Consider the following 15,937-nt stretch of genomic DNA (forward strand, 5'->3'; position numbering starts at 1 on the left):
ATAATTTAGCTTCTGTGGAAACACATCGGCTACGTCACTGCTAAATTGAACTTTCGGTTCAATTTATCCGCCACTTCGCCAATGCGTTTCCCGTTATGGGCCATTTTTGAATGACAATGCGAATAGATACAGACAAACAAATGAATTTACTTAGTGATAAGAACGTTGCAATAATTGGTGGTGGACCCGTTGGACTGACTATGGCAAAATTATTACAGCAAAACGGCATAGACGTTTCAGTTTACGAAAGAGACAACGACCGAGAGGCAAGAATTTTTGGTGGAACCCTTGACCTACACAAAGGTTCAGGTCAGGAAGCAATGAAAAAAGCGGGATTGTTACAAACTTATTATGACTTAGCCTTACCAATGGGTGTAAATATTGCTGATAAAAAAGGCAATATTTTATCCACAAAAAATGTAAAGCCCGAAAATCGATTTGACAATCCTGAAATAAACAGAAATGACTTAAGGGCTATCTTGTTGAATAGTTTAGAAAACGACACGGTTATTTGGGATAGAAAACTTGTTATGCTTGAACCTGGTAAGAAGAAGTGGACACTAACTTTTGAGAATAAACCGAGTGAAACAGCAGATTTGGTTATTCTTGCCAATGGCGGGATGTCCAAGGTAAGAAAATTTGTTACCGACACGGAAGTTGAAGAAACAGGTACTTTCAATATACAAGCCGATATTCATCAACCAGAGATAAACTGTCCTGGATTTTTTCAGCTATGCAATGGAAACCGGCTAATGGCATCTCACCAAGGTAATTTATTATTTGCTAACCCCAATAATAATGGTGCATTGCATTTTGGAATAAGTTTTAAAACACCTGATGAATGGAAAAACCAAACGCAGGTAGATTTTCAAAACAGAAATAGTGTCGTTGATTTTCTTCTGAAAGAATTTTCCGATTGGGACGAACGCTACAAAGAATTGATTCATACGACGTTGTCATTTGTAGGATTGGCTACACGGATATTTCCTTTAGAAAAGCCTTGGAAAAGCAAGCGCCCATTACCCATAACAATGATTGGGGATGCCGCACATTTGATGCCGCCTTTTGCAGGGCAGGGAGTAAATAGTGGGTTGGTGGATGCCTTGATATTGTCTGATAATCTAGCCGATGGAAAATTTAATAGCATTGAAGAGGCTGTTAAAAATTATGAACAGCAAATGTTTATCTATGGCAAAGAAGCACAAGAAGAATCAACTCAAAACGAAATTGAAATGTTTAAACCCGACTTTACGTTTCAGCAATTGTTAAATGTATAAAATGGAATAAAACGGCACATAACAAACAAATTGGCAATAGAGCCGGTGAAGTACTTCTATTGAACTTTTGTGCAATGTTGAAGATTAGTAATTCTATTCAACATTTGTGCTAAAAGTCGGCTCCATCGCCAATTCGCCGAGTTATGTGTAATTTTAGCCGCAAACGCAGTTAAAACAAAAAGGCTCCGAATTTCGGAACCTTCTTTTTATCATTTCATTTTTCTAAAAAACTTGTACAACAAATCGATTTTATTTGAACAAAGAATTGGCATTGCTTCAAAAAGGGTTTCTTCATCCCATTCCCACCATTTCATTTCCTGCAATTTTTGGATGTCATCATCACTAAATCTCTTTTTTATCAATTTGGCTGGATTTCCCCCTACAATTGAATAAGGTTCAACATCTTTTGTAACCAAAGCACGACTGCCAATAACAGCTCCATCTCCTATCTGAACTCCTGGCATTATCATAGCTTCACTACCAATCCAAACATCATTCCCAACAACTGTATCTCCTGCTTTTTGAAATCCATCTTGGCTTTTACTGAAAACATCAAATTCAGACATATAAAAAAATGGAAAACTGGAAATCCAATCATATTTATGACCTTGATTACCTGCCATTATGAAACTTGCACCGCTCCCTATTGAACAATAAGAACCGATAATTAGTTTATCGACATCATTCCTGTCCGGAAACAGATAACGAGCACAATCGTCAAATGAATGACCGTGATAATAACCAGAATAATAAGAATATTTACCCGAAATTATATTGGGATTAGTTATGTGGTCTTTGATTATTTTTCCTTTAAAAGGACTTTCGAAGTAATTTTTCATTATTTAACATATTTAATTTACAATAAGAGACAATAAGGAAACGAAGAATAATACTAAACTATTCTCTTCCTATACGTTGCGTAAAGTAAATTTGCTAATCTGATAATTTCATCTGACAAAGATACTAAAAAACTACACATAACATCGCATTGGCAAAATGGCGGGTTAAGTTCAAAATTCAACTTTTGTGCTTTTTATTCCGCCGAATGTGTCCCACATTCAGCTTTTTTTTAATAATTTAGCTTCTGTGGAAACACATCGGCTACGTCACTGCTAAATTGAACTTTCGGTTCAATTTATCCGCCACTTCGCCAATGCGTTTCCCGTTGTACGACATAGTAAAACCGAACCAAACAAAATGAAAGTCAGAGAAGAAAAGTTAAGAACAATTATAGAATGGTCGGAGAAAAACGAAGATGTAAGAGTTCTTCTTCTGACAAGTTCACTTGTAAATCCTTTAGCACTTGTTGACGAATTTAGTGATTTAGACATTGAATTTGTTTTTGAGGATAATACAAATTACATTTCAGACAAAAGCTGGACGCTTAAATTCGGAAATCCAATTGCTATGATTGAAGAAGACGAAAGTTGTTTTAACCATAAACACGCAATGAAAATGCTACTTTATGAAGACGGTGTGAAAGTAGATTTTAAACTTTACAGCAAATCAAAATTTATAAAGGAAACGCAAGAGAAAGAATTACCAGAAGATTGGGATATTGGTTATAAAATTTTAATTGATAAAGATGGTATTACAAAGCAAATGCTGAAACCAACTTATCAAATTTCCATTATCAAAAAACCGTCTGAAAAAGAGTTTCAAAATCTAATAAACGATTTTTGGTGGGACACAACTTACGTGGCAAAGTGTCTTGTGAGAGATGAAATATTCTATGCGAAATTTATGTCGGAAACCGTTATTCGCACAGAATATTTAATTCCTTTAATTGAATGGCACATTGCAAGTGAACACAATTGGAACATAACGACCAATAAATATGGACGACTTTTCAAAAAGTATCTTAACCAGGAAATGTGGGCTAAAACAGAACAAACATTTTCAGGGAGCGATATAAAGGAAAATTGGACTGCTCTATTTTCAATGACTGATTTAGTTTCAGAAATAGGAACTGAATTGTCAAAAAAATTAGAGTACAAATACCCGGATAAATTAGAAAATGACATACGAAAATATTTAGCTGGACTAAAACCCAAAACATAACTACGTCGTACAACATCGTATTGGCAATAGGCGGGCTGAACGGCTTCGTATCAACGGAAGTGCAAAATTCAACTTCTGTTCTTCGATTAAAGTTCAGTGCTAAAAATCCCGCCCATCGCCAATACGCGGCACGTTGTTAGCAATCCGCTGCGCTCCTTGCTAACAATGGCTCGGCGACTTACGTCGCTTGCCGTAAGCCGCCGCTTCGCGGACTGCTTACAACAAGCGACTTGGCTAAATAGCTCCGCTTTTGTATCTTCGATACAGCTTCGCTACTTCGCCAATTCGCCGAGCCATTGTTGGTGGCAAGCAATGGGCGACCGTTTCACCGACAGAAAAACTGACAAAAGATGAGTGCAATTACAAAATTCATAGACGGCTACTTGACAAAATCAGGCAGAGCAGACATTGACCCTGTTGAAGCTAATGATTTGCTTGCGAAAGCAGGAATTTTGAAAGACAGCAAAGACAGACCAGGCAAACCGCTTCGGGACTTGTTGCGTAAAGGACAACTACCACACGCTTTTCAAGCAGGTGGTAAAGGTTCAAGTTGGACAATTCCACATTCAAGCAAAGGAAAAAATGCTATTTCAAATTATTCGTCCACTAATCAACAGACAAAAAAAGTAGCAACTGTTAAGCCGACAAAAGCAACAGAAACGACAACCGATATTTCGCAACTAAAAAAACAACTTGAAAAAGCACGTCAAAAATACAAACCCGAAACAGTAAAGTATTTGCTTGTTGCAGAAGCACCGCCAGACAGTTTGGAACGTTTTTTCTACTACGACGATGTTCGCCAACACGACTATTTATTTTTGGGTGTAGCAGAAGCACTTTATCCAAAACTTAAAGAACAATTTCTTTTAAGTGGACGAAGTAGTGAAATAAAAAACACAATTTTGCAGACACTTCAACAAGACAGTTTTTACTTGCTTGACTTGTCTGAATTACCACTTTCGCTTCTTGACACGGACTTGCAATCACAACTTCCGAGTTTGGTTGACAAAATAAATTCTGTTGCGGACGACAACACTCAAATTATTTTAATCAAGGCAAATGTTTACGACATTGCTTTTTATTACTTAAAGCAAAAATTCAAAAACGTAATTGACCAAAGAATTACATTTCCAGGACAAGGCGGACAACGGAAATTTCAAGACGAGTTTAAACAAGCATTAAAAAAAGTTCATTATTTTGACTAAACTTGACAACAAAATTTGCCAGCCACCAACATCGTATTGGCAATAGGCGGGCGAACGGCTTCGTATCAACGGAAGTGCTAAATTCAACATTTGTGCTTCGTATCAACTTTGGTGCTAAAAATCCCGCCCATCGCCAATACGCGGCTCGTTGTTAGCAATCCGCTGCGCTCCTTGCTAACAATGGCTCGGCGACTTACGTCGCTTGCCGTAAGCCGCCGCTTCGCGGACTGCTTACAACAAGCGACTTGGCTAAATAGCTCCGCTTTTGTATCTTCGATACAGCTTCGCTACTTCGCCAATTCGCCGAGCCATTGGGCGACATTATACCAAACAGACCGCAAATAAAGACACAATATGACATTTTCAGAATTCTACTCTAACAAAACAATTGAAATCTTGACTAAACAAAGTGCAGGAAAGACAAATCAAATATTTGTGCTTCTTGGACAATCGGAGTTAATTAATAAAACAACTCTTTTAGACAACATAACAGACGTGGAGACTTTTCACTTGAATGGAAATGAAGATCTTTTTGACAAAAATTGGTTTACAAACGTTTTTACAAAATTGAATTCTGAAAAACAATTTCATTTACTTTCCTTTGCTCAATTTAGTTACCTAATCCACTATATTGACAGTTCATTCTTTAAAGACAGAGTAATAATAATTCAAGATAATTTAAGACAACTCTTTCCAATAAATAGGAATGAATATTTGGAGGAAAGCAGTGATGAAAATATCGAAACACGACCAGAAAAAATACCAATTTATCAAGCTGAACAAATACAAATAAAAGATTACTTCTTTTATTCAGTAAAGACATTAAACGATGACTTTACAACTATAAATCTTTTTGAAGAAACGACTAAACTTATTGAATCCGACAATTCAGATTTCGACAATATTGATATTAGTTCGGATCAAACTGCATTAGATTTCTTCTTAAATTCCTGTATTTTAGAGAACAATCTGCAAAAAAATGCAATTGTAAAGATTTATCCTAAACAGCCAATTAATAGCTCAATAATAAAAAATGTTGAAAAGGTAAATTATGTATTAAATCTATTTGGAGGTTCATTAAATCTTCTAAAAGAAGAAATAATAAAAGAAGACTATCAAGTTAATCAGTCAACAAAAGATTTGCTTCTAAAATATTGGGGAGAAAAAGCAGAATTTCGAGGATTAAAAGTTTATCGCAATCCTGACATTGGGAATCAAGTTTCTGAAATTTCACAAGGCTTAATTGTTGAAACAATTATTAAAGAATACGAAAATTCAAAAAGAAATGAAAAAACAAGAGATTTGTTTTTAACTGCACCTACCGGTGCAGGTAAATCTCTTCTTTTTCAATTACCTGCATTTTACGTTTCTCAAAGTGGCGACATTACTATTGTTATTTCGCCATTAATTGCATTAATGAAAGACCAAGTAAATGCAATTATTACAGATCGTAATTTTGATAAAGTTGCCTATTTGAATAGTGAATTAAGTTTGATAGATCGTGAAAGAGTAATAGAAAATTGCCAAAGTGGAGAAATCGACATTTTGTATATGTCGCCTGAACTTTTTATGTCTTACGACATTAAACATTTTATTGGCGAAAGAAAACTTGGCTTACTTGTAATTGACGAAGCTCACTTAATTACAACTTGGGGAAGAGATTTTCGTGTGGATTATTGGTTCTTAGGCAATCACGTTAGAAAAGTAAGGAAATATCACAATCTAAGTTTTCCAATGGTTGCAGTTACTGCAACAGCGATTTATGGCGGTGCGAACGATATGGTTTTTGATAGTATTGATAGTTTAGTAATGCACAATCCACACGTTTTTATTGGACAAGTTAAAAGGAGTGATATAACATTTGCTGTAAATAACCACGATCGTTTTTCTGCAAATTATGAAAGTAATAAACTTGCTCAAACGGTTGATTTTATCAAAAAAATAAATGAAGTTGGTTTAAAAACTTTAGTTTATACACCTTATACAAAGCATATTCGTCAAATAATCGACAAACTTAACAATGACAATCTTGAAATTGCAACAGGATATTATGGTGCGATGCCTGCTGAACAAAAGGAATTTTCATTTAGACAATTCAAAAGTGGTCAGAAAAAAATAATGATCTCTACCAAAGCATTTGGTATGGGTGTAGATATTTCCGACATCGAGTTGGTTTATCATCACGCACCTTCGGGTTTATTACCTGATTATGTTCAAGAAATTGGTAGAGTTGCAAGAAAACCAGAAATTAAAGGATTTGCAGCTTTAAATTATTCTTCTCAAGATCAAAGATTTACAAAAGCACTTCACGGAATGTCTGCTTTAAGACAATACCAAATCAAAGAAGTTCTAAAAAAAATTCACAAAGCATACATTAAAAACAACAAAAGCAGAAACTTGCTTTTATCTGTAGATGACTTTGGGCATATTTTTGAAAATGCTCTTGATCTTGACCAAAAAGTTTTAACGGCTTTGATGATGATCGAAAAAGATTATTTGGCAAAAACCCGATTCAATGTAATTATTGCAAGACCTAAAAAATTATTTGTTCGAGTTTTTGCAAGGATTTCCGATCAACATTTATCAATTTATAGGGCTAAATACGCTGAAACTTTTGCACATATAAGTTCATTAGAAAATGGAAATAACATTATAGAAATTGATTTAGACAAATTATGGTATCAAAACTTTAATGATAAAAGTTTTCCAATAGTAAAACGAGATTTTTATACAGGTTATTTATTCAGAAACGATGGAATTGAAGTAATTCCACAACTAAAAATGTCATTTGAAAGATTAGATACATTCAACAATTTGTATCAAAGTCTACAATCATTATTTGCAAACATTCAAACCATATTTGCAAATTTTGAAGGTTCGTTTTTCAATCAAAAAGAATTGGAAACCGAACTAAATAAATTTTTAAATGACGAAGTGAAAGCGGAAAAAATAAGCAAGTTCATACTTTCGTCTTATTCAGGCAGACTAATTCAACCAGGTGTGATAGAAGCAAATGCTTTTTTACAACAACGCAGAGAAATTGATGGTTATAAATACAGAATTTTCAACAATCAATATTTAGCAAGTTTTACAGCACTTACAAATAGACTAAATAACTTGTTCGGGAATACTGACGAATACATTGTAAATCGGTATGTAACAAATAAAGAATCTAATTCTATTAATTATGTAAGACTTGGATACTTTTTAGAAATGCTCGAACTCGGAACTTTTGAAATTAAAGGTGGAGAAAATCCAATGGTTTTCATTCGTATAAATGATCCATTGAGAATTGAAAGAGATTCTAACAATAATAGTTACAATAATACTCTATTATCAAAAACTTTAGAAAGACATCATTTGAGTAATCAAATTTTTGATCATTTCTTTTTACGCAGTTTTTCTAACGATGAACGTTGGGATTTTGTAGAGGATTTTTTCCTTGGATCAGATGTTGATATTTTATTAGATAAACATAAAGGTGGCGAAGCAAACAATCTAAATATCATAGAATTTTTAGACAATAATTCTATACCTATTAAAGCTGAAGCAACAGAATTAGATGAAAAGAACAACATTCACATTTTTCATCCAAATTCAGAATCGTTTTACAATAGCACAAATTTATTGACAATTGAAAACGAACAAGGAATAAGAACGATGAAAATTTCGGAATGGTTAGTTGAGGATCCTGTTTCCTTTCATACAGTCTTCCAAAAACACAAATTGAAAATTGACGGAAAAATATTTGAAATTTTGGTTTCAAAACTTAAAGCAAACCATTTTGAACATTTTCGTGATAGCCTTGGACTAAATATGCGAATTGACTTTAAAGGTTATGACAAACAAGTAAAAGCAAGCATTCCTTACACTGAAAAACCTGTTGAATTTTACAAATGGTGGTGCGACAATAAAGACCAAGTAACGATAAAATTTCAAGAAAAATTAATTCTATTTGACAAAGTATTTATGCAAAAACCCAACGTATTAAAAGCCGAACATCGGAAAATAATAAACAAATAAAAAATAACGATCGCCCAACAGCAGTTTGGCAAAATGGCGGGTTTAGTGATAAATTCAACGGCAGTTCTTCGATTAAACTTTTGTGCAAAACTGAACATTTGTGCTTTGATTTCCGCCACTTCGCCAAGCTGCAAAACGTTATTCAGGACTGTTTAAGTTTTTGATCTCCTGACGTTTTTGGTCTATACTGTTTAATAGTTTATTTTCTTCCTCTCTTTTAATCACCAAATTATGGAATTTCTTAGGGTTAAGAGAATGAGTAGAATCGATATGCGATGTTACATGCGGTAGCTCCAATTCTATCATTCGGTAACGCATTTCATACGATTTTCTATCGTCTAATTGTTTGTTCTTCTCGTATAGAACACCGAGACCTAGCGAAATAATGGTAGATAATGCTATCATAACAATGATCAGAGGTGTTGATTTGAGATCAATGCCGTAATGATGTTTTACAATGACCTGATCAGGAATTTCAGCTATCTTTGAAACAATGTCTTTTTCTTTGATTGTTAATACAGCTAATTCCTGTCTAGTTATTGTGGAGATTTCATTAGCTACATCCTGAAGTGTCCCATAATCGTTAATGATCTTAGATAGTACATCGTTTTCTCTTTTAATAAATTGCTTGATCTGTTGTAGTAGTTCCTGATCCTTTGCTCGCATTTCATGAAATTCCTGCATTTTCTTTTCATTTTCAGAAAGTAGGGAGACAATTGTAGGCATTATTCGTACAATATCCTGCGTGATCAAGTCTGTGTTTTCCTGCAATGCGCTTACCTGTTGCTGTATATTTTCTAATTCTGTGTTCATGGTATTAACGTTTTAGTCCGTAATTCTCTTTCTTTTTTCTTTTCTTGATCAACGGATCATCTTGCTCTGGTGTAATTTCGGGGTTCGAAAATAAAGCTGATGTTATGTGACCAAGTGTTTCTCCGATATTTCTGTCTATAGAATGATCCTTCGAAACATAGCTTCCAGAAATTTGATTTAGTTCAATAGAATTATCTATGCTATTTAAAGCCTTGTCGATCTGTCCGAAGCTCAATGAGCGGTCTATGGCAGAACCCCGAAATGTCTGTTCATCTTTGATGAACGAAATACCTTGAACCTCATCCGACCCCAATCTATATTTAAACTGCATTTCCACACCTCTGTAACGGATATAATTTTGTAGTTCCTTCCAGTTTTTACTGTGTCGTATGCCTGCCTTGACGGTGTCGTAAATTTGGTATTTCGTTAGATCATTACCTTTCAGTCTACCTCTGTTGACATTTCGTTTTCCTTCGGACTGCTTAAAGCCATATAATGCATTTAATTCTTTACAAGCTTTAAAGCTCTTATACCGCTGATTGCTATTGGAGATAGTTTTGCCATGATCGTTTACCCGATTAAAAATAATATGGATATGATCATGTTGGCGGTCGTGGTGGCGCACCATTAAGCATTGGGTATCCCTAATATCTAATTTTGATAAATAACGCTTAGCTGCGGATAGCATGATGTCATTATTCAGCTTGTTTTTATCTTCTGTATTCCACGAAAGAATAATGTGTCCGACTGCCTTGCCCAATCTTGGATTCAGCATCCGCTGAAAATTAAAGTCCTGTGTGATGGTCTTTGCCGAATCCGTCCGTAATCCATTTACATGGATAATCTCACTATCTTTTTTCAGGGCGTATCCAACGCATCCGCCGAAAGATCGGCCCTCAATTATCTTCGCTATCATGGTGCAGTAGTTTATTGATACAATGGTCAATGTGATGGATCGTATTTTTGCATTCCTGTGCCACCTCAATCAGTCCAGACTGGTGTGCTTTTTTAGTTAGCTGATTTAGATTGTTCGAAGCCCCAGTAATCGCCCTAAAAGCTTTCAATTGTTCTTCGGTAAACCTAGGTGTAATTTTTCGTAGGATCGCAGATTTGCGTACCCATTCCGATTTGCTCATACCTGCAATTTTTGCATTATGCAAAACTCTGTTATGTTCGCTTTCATCGAAACGGACATTGATCCTGAACTGTTTTTTATTTTCGAGTGCGGGTCTTCCGCCTTTTTTCTTGTTATTTTTCATCTTGTTTCTTTTTAGCTGTGACCATCGGGAGCCAATCGGTTTTGGGGTCACCAAAACACAACCTTGCTTCCTACCTATTCGATAGCTTTCTTCCAGATTGGGTGCTATGAATTTGTTCTTTGTGTGATCTGAATATCAGGTAGTCATTGACATCCTTGATCCTGTTGTCTTGCCTCTGCAATTCTTCCATTCCATTTTTTACGGCATGCGTTTTCTCAAAATGGGTTCGCAAACTGTGGTAAGATTTTAAGCCACTGCTATCTGTGTCCAGATAGCTTGTTATTCTGTTATGTCGCTCTAAGAATGGATATGCTTTTTGCAGATTGGCTGTCGTATTCAGGATACAGAAGTTCGTATTTAGATACGGCTTACCTGCATTCTTTTTTAACGTCATAAAGGACAGCAGATCTGTGAAGCCCTCAAACACAACAACATCTTTGCTACCGTTACCGATCGTAGTGATCCCCTTTGTCAATAGGGAGCGTTTGTCATAGCTGTTGCGCAGTTCGTATCCACCTGCATCATTCTTAAAACAGACGGCAAAGTACGTCTGTCCATTTGCCGTCCTGTAATAGATTTCCTGACAGTATGCGCTGGCAATTTCAATATCTATTTTGCGTACATCGGTCAGATAGTCGATCAGCGCTTTGTTTGTAAGTGGTTTTACGGATAGTATGGTGTACGTCCGATTATTTTCCTGTTGCACAATCGGTACTTTATCCAATACGGTCTGCTGGTGAAAAGAAAGGATATTTTTTCTTTCATCAGCCCAATCCAATACTGTTGATAGGTTGTCCGTGTCCAAAAACTTCATCAGGAAGTCAATGTTGTTACCTCCCAAACCATCCGAATGCGAATACCAGATATTTCTGTGTATATCCACCTTTGTCGAAGCGGTTCTTTCGTTCCCTCCATTGAACGGATTTCTAAGCCATGCTTCACGGCTGTTCATTCTGGCACACGGAATCTGCAGGTAATTTAATATGGATATGAGCGGTATGCGCTTAAGTTCATCACATGTCATAATCGTAATCTTTTAAGTCGGTTTAGTTTAGTCTATTACTATATAGGGTCGGACTAAACTAAACCTGTTTTTTTAGTAATAGAATTCAGGATTAAACCGGTAGGTCTTATCGTTCTTGATGACTATCCGTTTGTTTTCCAGAAATGTCTTCAGCTGTTTGGCTTTATTGATGCCGAAATTGAAGCCTTTTGCTAGATAAGCGTCCTTTAATCTTCGGACAAAGTCATCATAACTGCAGGTTATTTCACTATCGTTAAACATTTCCTGTAACACTTCCCGATGGTTCTCTTTGGAAAGCTCCTGATAGTCGAACCCTTTTCTCGATGCAGTGCCTGACAGGTCAAAGTTCTCGTCCAGTACGGGCAAACCATCATCTATATAAAAGGTAAATGGCTCAAACTCGATATCCCTGATGAACTTTGGAGCCACGGTGCTGTAGTTTGCATCCAGATCGCTTTTGGTGACCTGTAAGATGGATTCTGCCTTATTGTTCAATTCAGTCCCCAAATGGCCTCTTGTGTTGTCATCACCCTTGTTTAAGTGTAGTACGGTATGGATATGGATATTAAGTTCCTGTGACCATTTCATCAGCTTGCCGGTAATTTCAGTCGCTTCCGTTGCATTATTGATGTCGTAAACAAGATCCCTGATCCCGTCTATTATCACTAGACCTATCCTGCCCGCATATTTGGACAGGGCATATTCGATGATACTAATGCGCTCTTTGGTGGGGTATTCCCTCAAGGATATGAATTTTAGGTTTTCATGGACTTCCGTTGTCGGGTAATTTATGAGCTTGTAGACCCTTGAAAGTAACCTGTGGCAATGGAACTTGCTCTGCTCTGTATCGCAGTACAGCACCAATGGACGGTTTATGGGAACTTTGACCTTGTATTGTAATATCTGTTTTCCGCTCAATGCAGCAGCCACCAATGAAATCACATTGAATGTTTTCCTGCTCTTCGCCTTTCCCGTGGATGCGCTGAAATTCCCTAATGTACCGATAACGGAATCGGAATTGCTGATTGTTATCATGATAGGGGGTTCTAAAAATTCATCTGTTATTTTTACTATAGCCCTGTCTAGTGCCGTGGCTGTGTCCTGGTTAAACGAGATCATTATTTACCTCCTTTGTTCCGGTTGTAGCCGGCCATTGAAGCCACTACCTCCTGTTTTTTGAAATAGATCCGCTTTCCCATACGCATGTAGGGGATATGTCCCTGCTTCATCCACTCGGTCAGGCTGACGAGTGAAATGTCAAGTTCGTCCGCCATTTCCTTTTTGGTCAATAGTTTTTCGGAAGATCTGTTCTCGGTGTTGTCCGATGTGTGCTTCACATCTGAAATAAAAAGGTGAAGTTCTTCCCTTACAGCATCCTTGATGCAGTCCCTAAGGGCTTTTTGGTCAAATTGAATCATACTTTGCTCATGTTTACACGTTTAATGATTCGAAGTCGTGGCCACTTTCTTCGAGTGAATTAACATGGGCAAAGTTGGGAAGTATAGAGATAAAAAATCCCCATATCGTTAAACGTCATGGGGGTTTTGAGGGAGTAAAATTAGTTTAAAGTATCATGGAGCTACTTTATGTGTAATCTCGATTGGATTCCTTGATATGGAAATACTTTTCTCTGTTGTGTGATTTAAGCAGTGATATTCCACTTTTTCCTAGAAAATAATCTCTGACAGAATTCCAATTTATTTCTCGATTATTATCCTTAGGAATATTGTTGTCTCCATATTCAAAGTAATTGGAAAGTAGTGATGCCCATGTGTCTGGGCTTCCTTGTAAATAATTTCTTTTGGTCGAAGGGTTTTCTAAATCTTTCATTTGAAGCAAAAGATCTAGCAAGGGTTTGTGATCACCGCTAACAATCTGAACCTTCGTCATTGGTGCTATTGCTTTGTGCTTCTTCTTTTGTTCATTCAATTCAGAGATTTTATCGGCCAGTTCGGATTGTAAACGATCTCTTTGTTCAATGATATTTTTATACTCAATGAAAAACTTGTCCGAACCAACTTCATCAAATAGGAGTTTGGAAAGAACGGTCTTTGTGTCGTTTATGTTTTGCCAATTCATGATTTCCTGCACGTAAGAAACGGATTTTTTAATCCGATCCTCATTTGTTAAGGTTACTTCCCATTTGTCAACCTGTTTTAAGGCTTCTCTAAATTTGGATAGCCTGTATATTCTTGTTTTGGTTATCGTTTTGTAATAATGCAATGTCTCTCTTGATTTAATGTCCTGGTCAACGTACTCGATAACCTTTGTAAGAAATGTTTGCTCATTGCCAAGAGGGTTGTTTTCAAAATAGTATTGTAGGTGGTAACGGTAAAAGGGTAGGTATTCGTTCTCTTTCAGGCTGAAAATACACATCACTAAATAACCTGGGGTATGGAAACGCTCTACTTTCAGAAATCCACCTAAATCAAATTTGTTTTTTCGAAGTTTCCAAGCTTTTCTCAACTTAAAAAAAATTTCTTCCATAGTTTTAAAATTTATTGAGTGCATCGATTAACGAATCTGTGCTTGCCGATTCGTATTTCATTAAAGTCCGTATGTCAGAATGTGCCGTCAGTTTTTGTACAAGCGTGATCGGTACGTTTCTGCTCAATAGGTTCGTTACCATTGATCTTCTGCCGACATGGCTGGTTAGAAAATCGTACTTCCTTTTTTCTATCACCAGCTTCTGCTTGCCCGAATACCGTGTTATCTTGATGGTCTCGTCCAGTCCTGCGAGTTTTCCTACCGTTTTTACGTATTCATTGAACTTCTGGTTGGATATCTTGGGTACGCTGTAACCGATACGTTCCAAGATATCTTTTGCAGGGGCTATATACCCCTCAAAAGGTACGATTACCCTTTTCTTGACCTTTACCGAAATAAAGTCCCAAGCATTGTTTTTTATATCCTTTGGATCGAAGTTGATCAGATCCTCAAATCTTTGCCCTGTGTAGCACAATAGACAGAACAGATCCCGTACTCTTTCCAGACTGGGTCTGTCCGAAAGATCATGGTTCATCAGTTTTTCTATTTCGGATTCGGACAGGGCAATGATCTCATTGTAGGCTTTCTTCTTAAAGTTTGTTTTTTGCGTTTTGAAAACGTCGGGATGCACCAGATAATCATTGTCGTTGCACCACTTTAGGAATACCTTCAACGTGGATATGTATTTGTGTATGGTGTCATTTAGCAAACCTTCCTTTTCTTCATCGTTCGTATTCCTCTTCTTGCTCAGGAACACTTCGAACTGATCGAGAAATTTGCTGTCCAGTTCCCTAAGGACAAGATTTATACCTTTCTGTTTTTCAAAGTCTTCCAGACCTTTGAATACCGTCCTGTATTCTTTTAGTGTGCCGTCTTTGACAAAATTGGATTTATAGGACAGGAACTGTGTTTTTAGGTGGGAAATGGATATTTCGTTGCTTACCGCATTGTCCCTGTCGATACAGCCCTGTATGATCTGTTTATAATCTTCTTTGGATAGAAACTGGTTTTTGTCTTTTTTGCCCATCGCTTCCCGGATGCAGAGGTTGGCAAGGTTGTTCAGTTCGACATTGAATTCCAACGCTCCGCTGGCACTTGGTTTAAGCCTTTCCTTTTCAAAATCCCAACTTTTGGGTAAAATCTTATAGTTTGTCCTGTATTTTATCCTACAGGATTTATCCGGTGAAAAGAATAGATACAGCGCAGTGAGCGATGGATTCCAGAACTTCTGTGCAAGGTTTTTCTTTTTTCCTCCAACCTTGGCCAGTTCCAGTTTGACCTTTTCAGGTGCAATATCAGGGTTATAGGGCTTGTCTAAATAAAAATTTACTTTCATATTTTTCGGACATATTTCGGACAAAAATGCTTAATATTACCATATTTCACCTTTGTAAGGTTAGGTAAAGATAGGTAATAATATTTGTAAATACCTAATAATCAGGTTTAAATAAGGAAAGTAAAAATAGGGTATGATAACGGTTCGAATCCTGCCACCCCGACACAAAAAAGCTCGACTTAGGTCGGGCTTTTTTTGTGTTCGGGTGTGGCAGATTCGAACCGTGGTTCGATCCAAAGGAGCTTCAGGGTTAGAGTTTGGGGCTTGTGGGGCTGAAGCAATCCTGCCACCCTTGCGTAGTATTTAGTAGAGAGTATTTAGTATTTAGAGCCTTTCTGCTGTGCTATTAAAGTATATAATGGAGTTTACGCTCGACTTAGGTCGGGCTTTTTTTGTGTTCGGGTGTGGCAGATTCGAACCGTGGTTCGATCCGAAGGAGCTTCAGGGTTAGA

General features: G+C 36.7%; 13 protein-coding genes. 4 read left to right on the plus strand and 9 right to left on the minus strand.

Annotated features, from left to right (window positions below; genetic code table 11):
* The first annotated feature begins 110 nt into the window (after positions 1-110).
* Positions 111-1,277, plus strand: coding sequence for a tetracycline-inactivating monooxygenase Tet(X) (gene tet(X) / locus ACWICE_RS19110; protein ID WP_005783159.1), 1,167 nt, complete (start codon positions 111-113; stop codon positions 1,275-1,277).
* A gap of 209 nt (positions 1,278-1,486) precedes the next feature.
* On the opposite strand, the gene catB is transcribed toward tet(X), so the two are convergent.
* Positions 1,487-2,116, minus strand: coding sequence for a type B chloramphenicol O-acetyltransferase (gene catB / locus ACWICE_RS19115; protein WP_010256763.1), 630 nt, complete (start codon positions 2,114-2,116; stop codon positions 1,487-1,489).
* A 358-nt stretch (positions 2,117-2,474) separates the two neighbouring features.
* Here catB and ACWICE_RS19120 point away from each other — a divergent pair, with 358 nt between their 5' ends.
* The 3 genes from ACWICE_RS19120 (at position 2,475) to ACWICE_RS19130 (ending at position 8,566) form a co-directional block, all read left to right on the plus strand.
* On the plus strand, positions 2,475-3,338 hold the full coding sequence (locus ACWICE_RS19120) for an aminoglycoside 6-adenylyltransferase AadS (protein ID WP_003013318.1): 864 nt from the start codon (positions 2,475-2,477) through the stop codon (positions 3,336-3,338).
* Between the two features lie 350 nt (positions 3,339-3,688).
* The gene (locus tag ACWICE_RS19125) at positions 3,689-4,543 is read left to right on the plus strand and encodes a hypothetical protein (RefSeq protein ID WP_126731997.1); all 855 of its coding nucleotides are present in this window, start codon (positions 3,689-3,691) and stop codon (positions 4,541-4,543) included.
* A 354-nt stretch (positions 4,544-4,897) separates the two neighbouring features.
* Entirely contained in the window at positions 4,898-8,566 is a 3,669-nt protein-coding gene (locus tag ACWICE_RS19130; protein WP_277712284.1) for a DEAD/DEAH box helicase, read from the plus strand.
* 138 nt (positions 8,567-8,704) lie between these two features.
* On the opposite strand, the gene ACWICE_RS19135 is transcribed toward ACWICE_RS19130, so the two are convergent.
* The 8 genes from ACWICE_RS19135 to ACWICE_RS19170 all read right to left on the minus strand — a co-directional run bounded on the left by ACWICE_RS19135 (position 8,705) and on the right by ACWICE_RS19170 (position 15,485).
* Positions 8,705-9,379 (minus strand): hypothetical protein, encoded by a 675-nt coding sequence (locus tag ACWICE_RS19135; RefSeq protein WP_003013290.1) that lies wholly within the window; start codon positions 9,377-9,379, stop codon positions 8,705-8,707.
* Between the two features lie 4 nt (positions 9,380-9,383).
* Positions 9,384-10,295, minus strand: coding sequence for a relaxase/mobilization nuclease domain-containing protein (locus ACWICE_RS19140; protein ID WP_150452507.1), 912 nt, complete (start codon positions 10,293-10,295; stop codon positions 9,384-9,386).
* The gene (locus tag ACWICE_RS19145) at positions 10,276-10,638 is read right to left on the minus strand and encodes a plasmid mobilization protein (protein ID WP_150452508.1); all 363 of its coding nucleotides are present in this window, start codon (positions 10,636-10,638) and stop codon (positions 10,276-10,278) included. The genes ACWICE_RS19140 and ACWICE_RS19145 overlap by 20 nt, the downstream gene beginning before the upstream one ends.
* A gap of 70 nt (positions 10,639-10,708) precedes the next feature.
* A complete protein-coding gene (locus tag ACWICE_RS19150; RefSeq protein WP_185269624.1) occupies positions 10,709-11,662 on the minus strand; it encodes a toprim domain-containing protein in 954 nt (317 codons plus the stop codon).
* 72 nt (positions 11,663-11,734) lie between these two features.
* Positions 11,735-12,697 (minus strand): AAA family ATPase, encoded by a 963-nt coding sequence (locus tag ACWICE_RS19155; RefSeq protein WP_223883479.1) that lies wholly within the window; start codon positions 12,695-12,697, stop codon positions 11,735-11,737.
* Between the two features lie 83 nt (positions 12,698-12,780).
* Positions 12,781-13,080 (minus strand): helix-turn-helix domain-containing protein, encoded by a 300-nt coding sequence (locus ACWICE_RS19160; protein ID WP_150452510.1) that lies wholly within the window; start codon positions 13,078-13,080, stop codon positions 12,781-12,783.
* A gap of 166 nt (positions 13,081-13,246) precedes the next feature.
* On the minus strand, positions 13,247-14,149 hold the full coding sequence (locus ACWICE_RS19165; RefSeq protein WP_150452511.1) for a hypothetical protein: 903 nt from the start codon (positions 14,147-14,149) through the stop codon (positions 13,247-13,249).
* Positions 14,150-14,153: 4 nt separating this feature from the next.
* Entirely contained in the window at positions 14,154-15,485 is a 1,332-nt protein-coding gene (locus ACWICE_RS19170) for a site-specific integrase (protein WP_150452512.1), read from the minus strand.
* Positions 15,486-15,937: the final 452 nt, after the last annotated feature.

It is taken from the genome of Sphingobacterium sp. NPDC055346, from assembly GCF_053645235.1.

Bases quoted from the DNA above. Each gene is read 5' to 3' on its own strand.
- ACWICE_RS19150 (WP_185269624.1), bottom strand. From the start codon at position 11,662: ATGACATGTGATGAACTTAAGCGCATACCGCTCATATCCATATTAAAT.
- ACWICE_RS19135 (WP_003013290.1), bottom strand. From the start codon at position 9,379: ATGAACACAGAATTAGAAAATATACAGCAACAGGTAAGCGCATTGCAG.
- ACWICE_RS19165 (WP_150452511.1), bottom strand. From the start codon at position 14,149: ATGGAAGAAATTTTTTTTAAGTTGAGAAAAGCTTGGAAACTTCGAAAA.
- ACWICE_RS19160 (WP_150452510.1), bottom strand. From the start codon at position 13,080: ATGATTCAATTTGACCAAAAAGCCCTTAGGGACTGCATCAAGGATGCT.
- ACWICE_RS19155 (WP_223883479.1), bottom strand. From the start codon at position 12,697: ATGATAACAATCAGCAATTCCGATTCCGTTATCGGTACATTAGGGAAT.
- ACWICE_RS19130 (WP_277712284.1), top strand. From the start codon at position 4,898: ATGACATTTTCAGAATTCTACTCTAACAAAACAATTGAAATCTTGACT.
- ACWICE_RS19170 (WP_150452512.1), bottom strand. From the start codon at position 15,485: ATGAAAGTAAATTTTTATTTAGACAAGCCCTATAACCCTGATATTGCA.
- ACWICE_RS19120 (WP_003013318.1), top strand. From the start codon at position 2,475: ATGAAAGTCAGAGAAGAAAAGTTAAGAACAATTATAGAATGGTCGGAG.
- ACWICE_RS19145 (WP_150452508.1), bottom strand. From the start codon at position 10,638: ATGAAAAATAACAAGAAAAAAGGCGGAAGACCCGCACTCGAAAATAAA.
- catB (WP_010256763.1), bottom strand. From the start codon at position 2,116: ATGAAAAATTACTTCGAAAGTCCTTTTAAAGGAAAAATAATCAAAGAC.
- ACWICE_RS19125 (WP_126731997.1), top strand. From the start codon at position 3,689: ATGAGTGCAATTACAAAATTCATAGACGGCTACTTGACAAAATCAGGC.
- ACWICE_RS19140 (WP_150452507.1), bottom strand. From the start codon at position 10,295: ATGATAGCGAAGATAATTGAGGGCCGATCTTTCGGCGGATGCGTTGGA.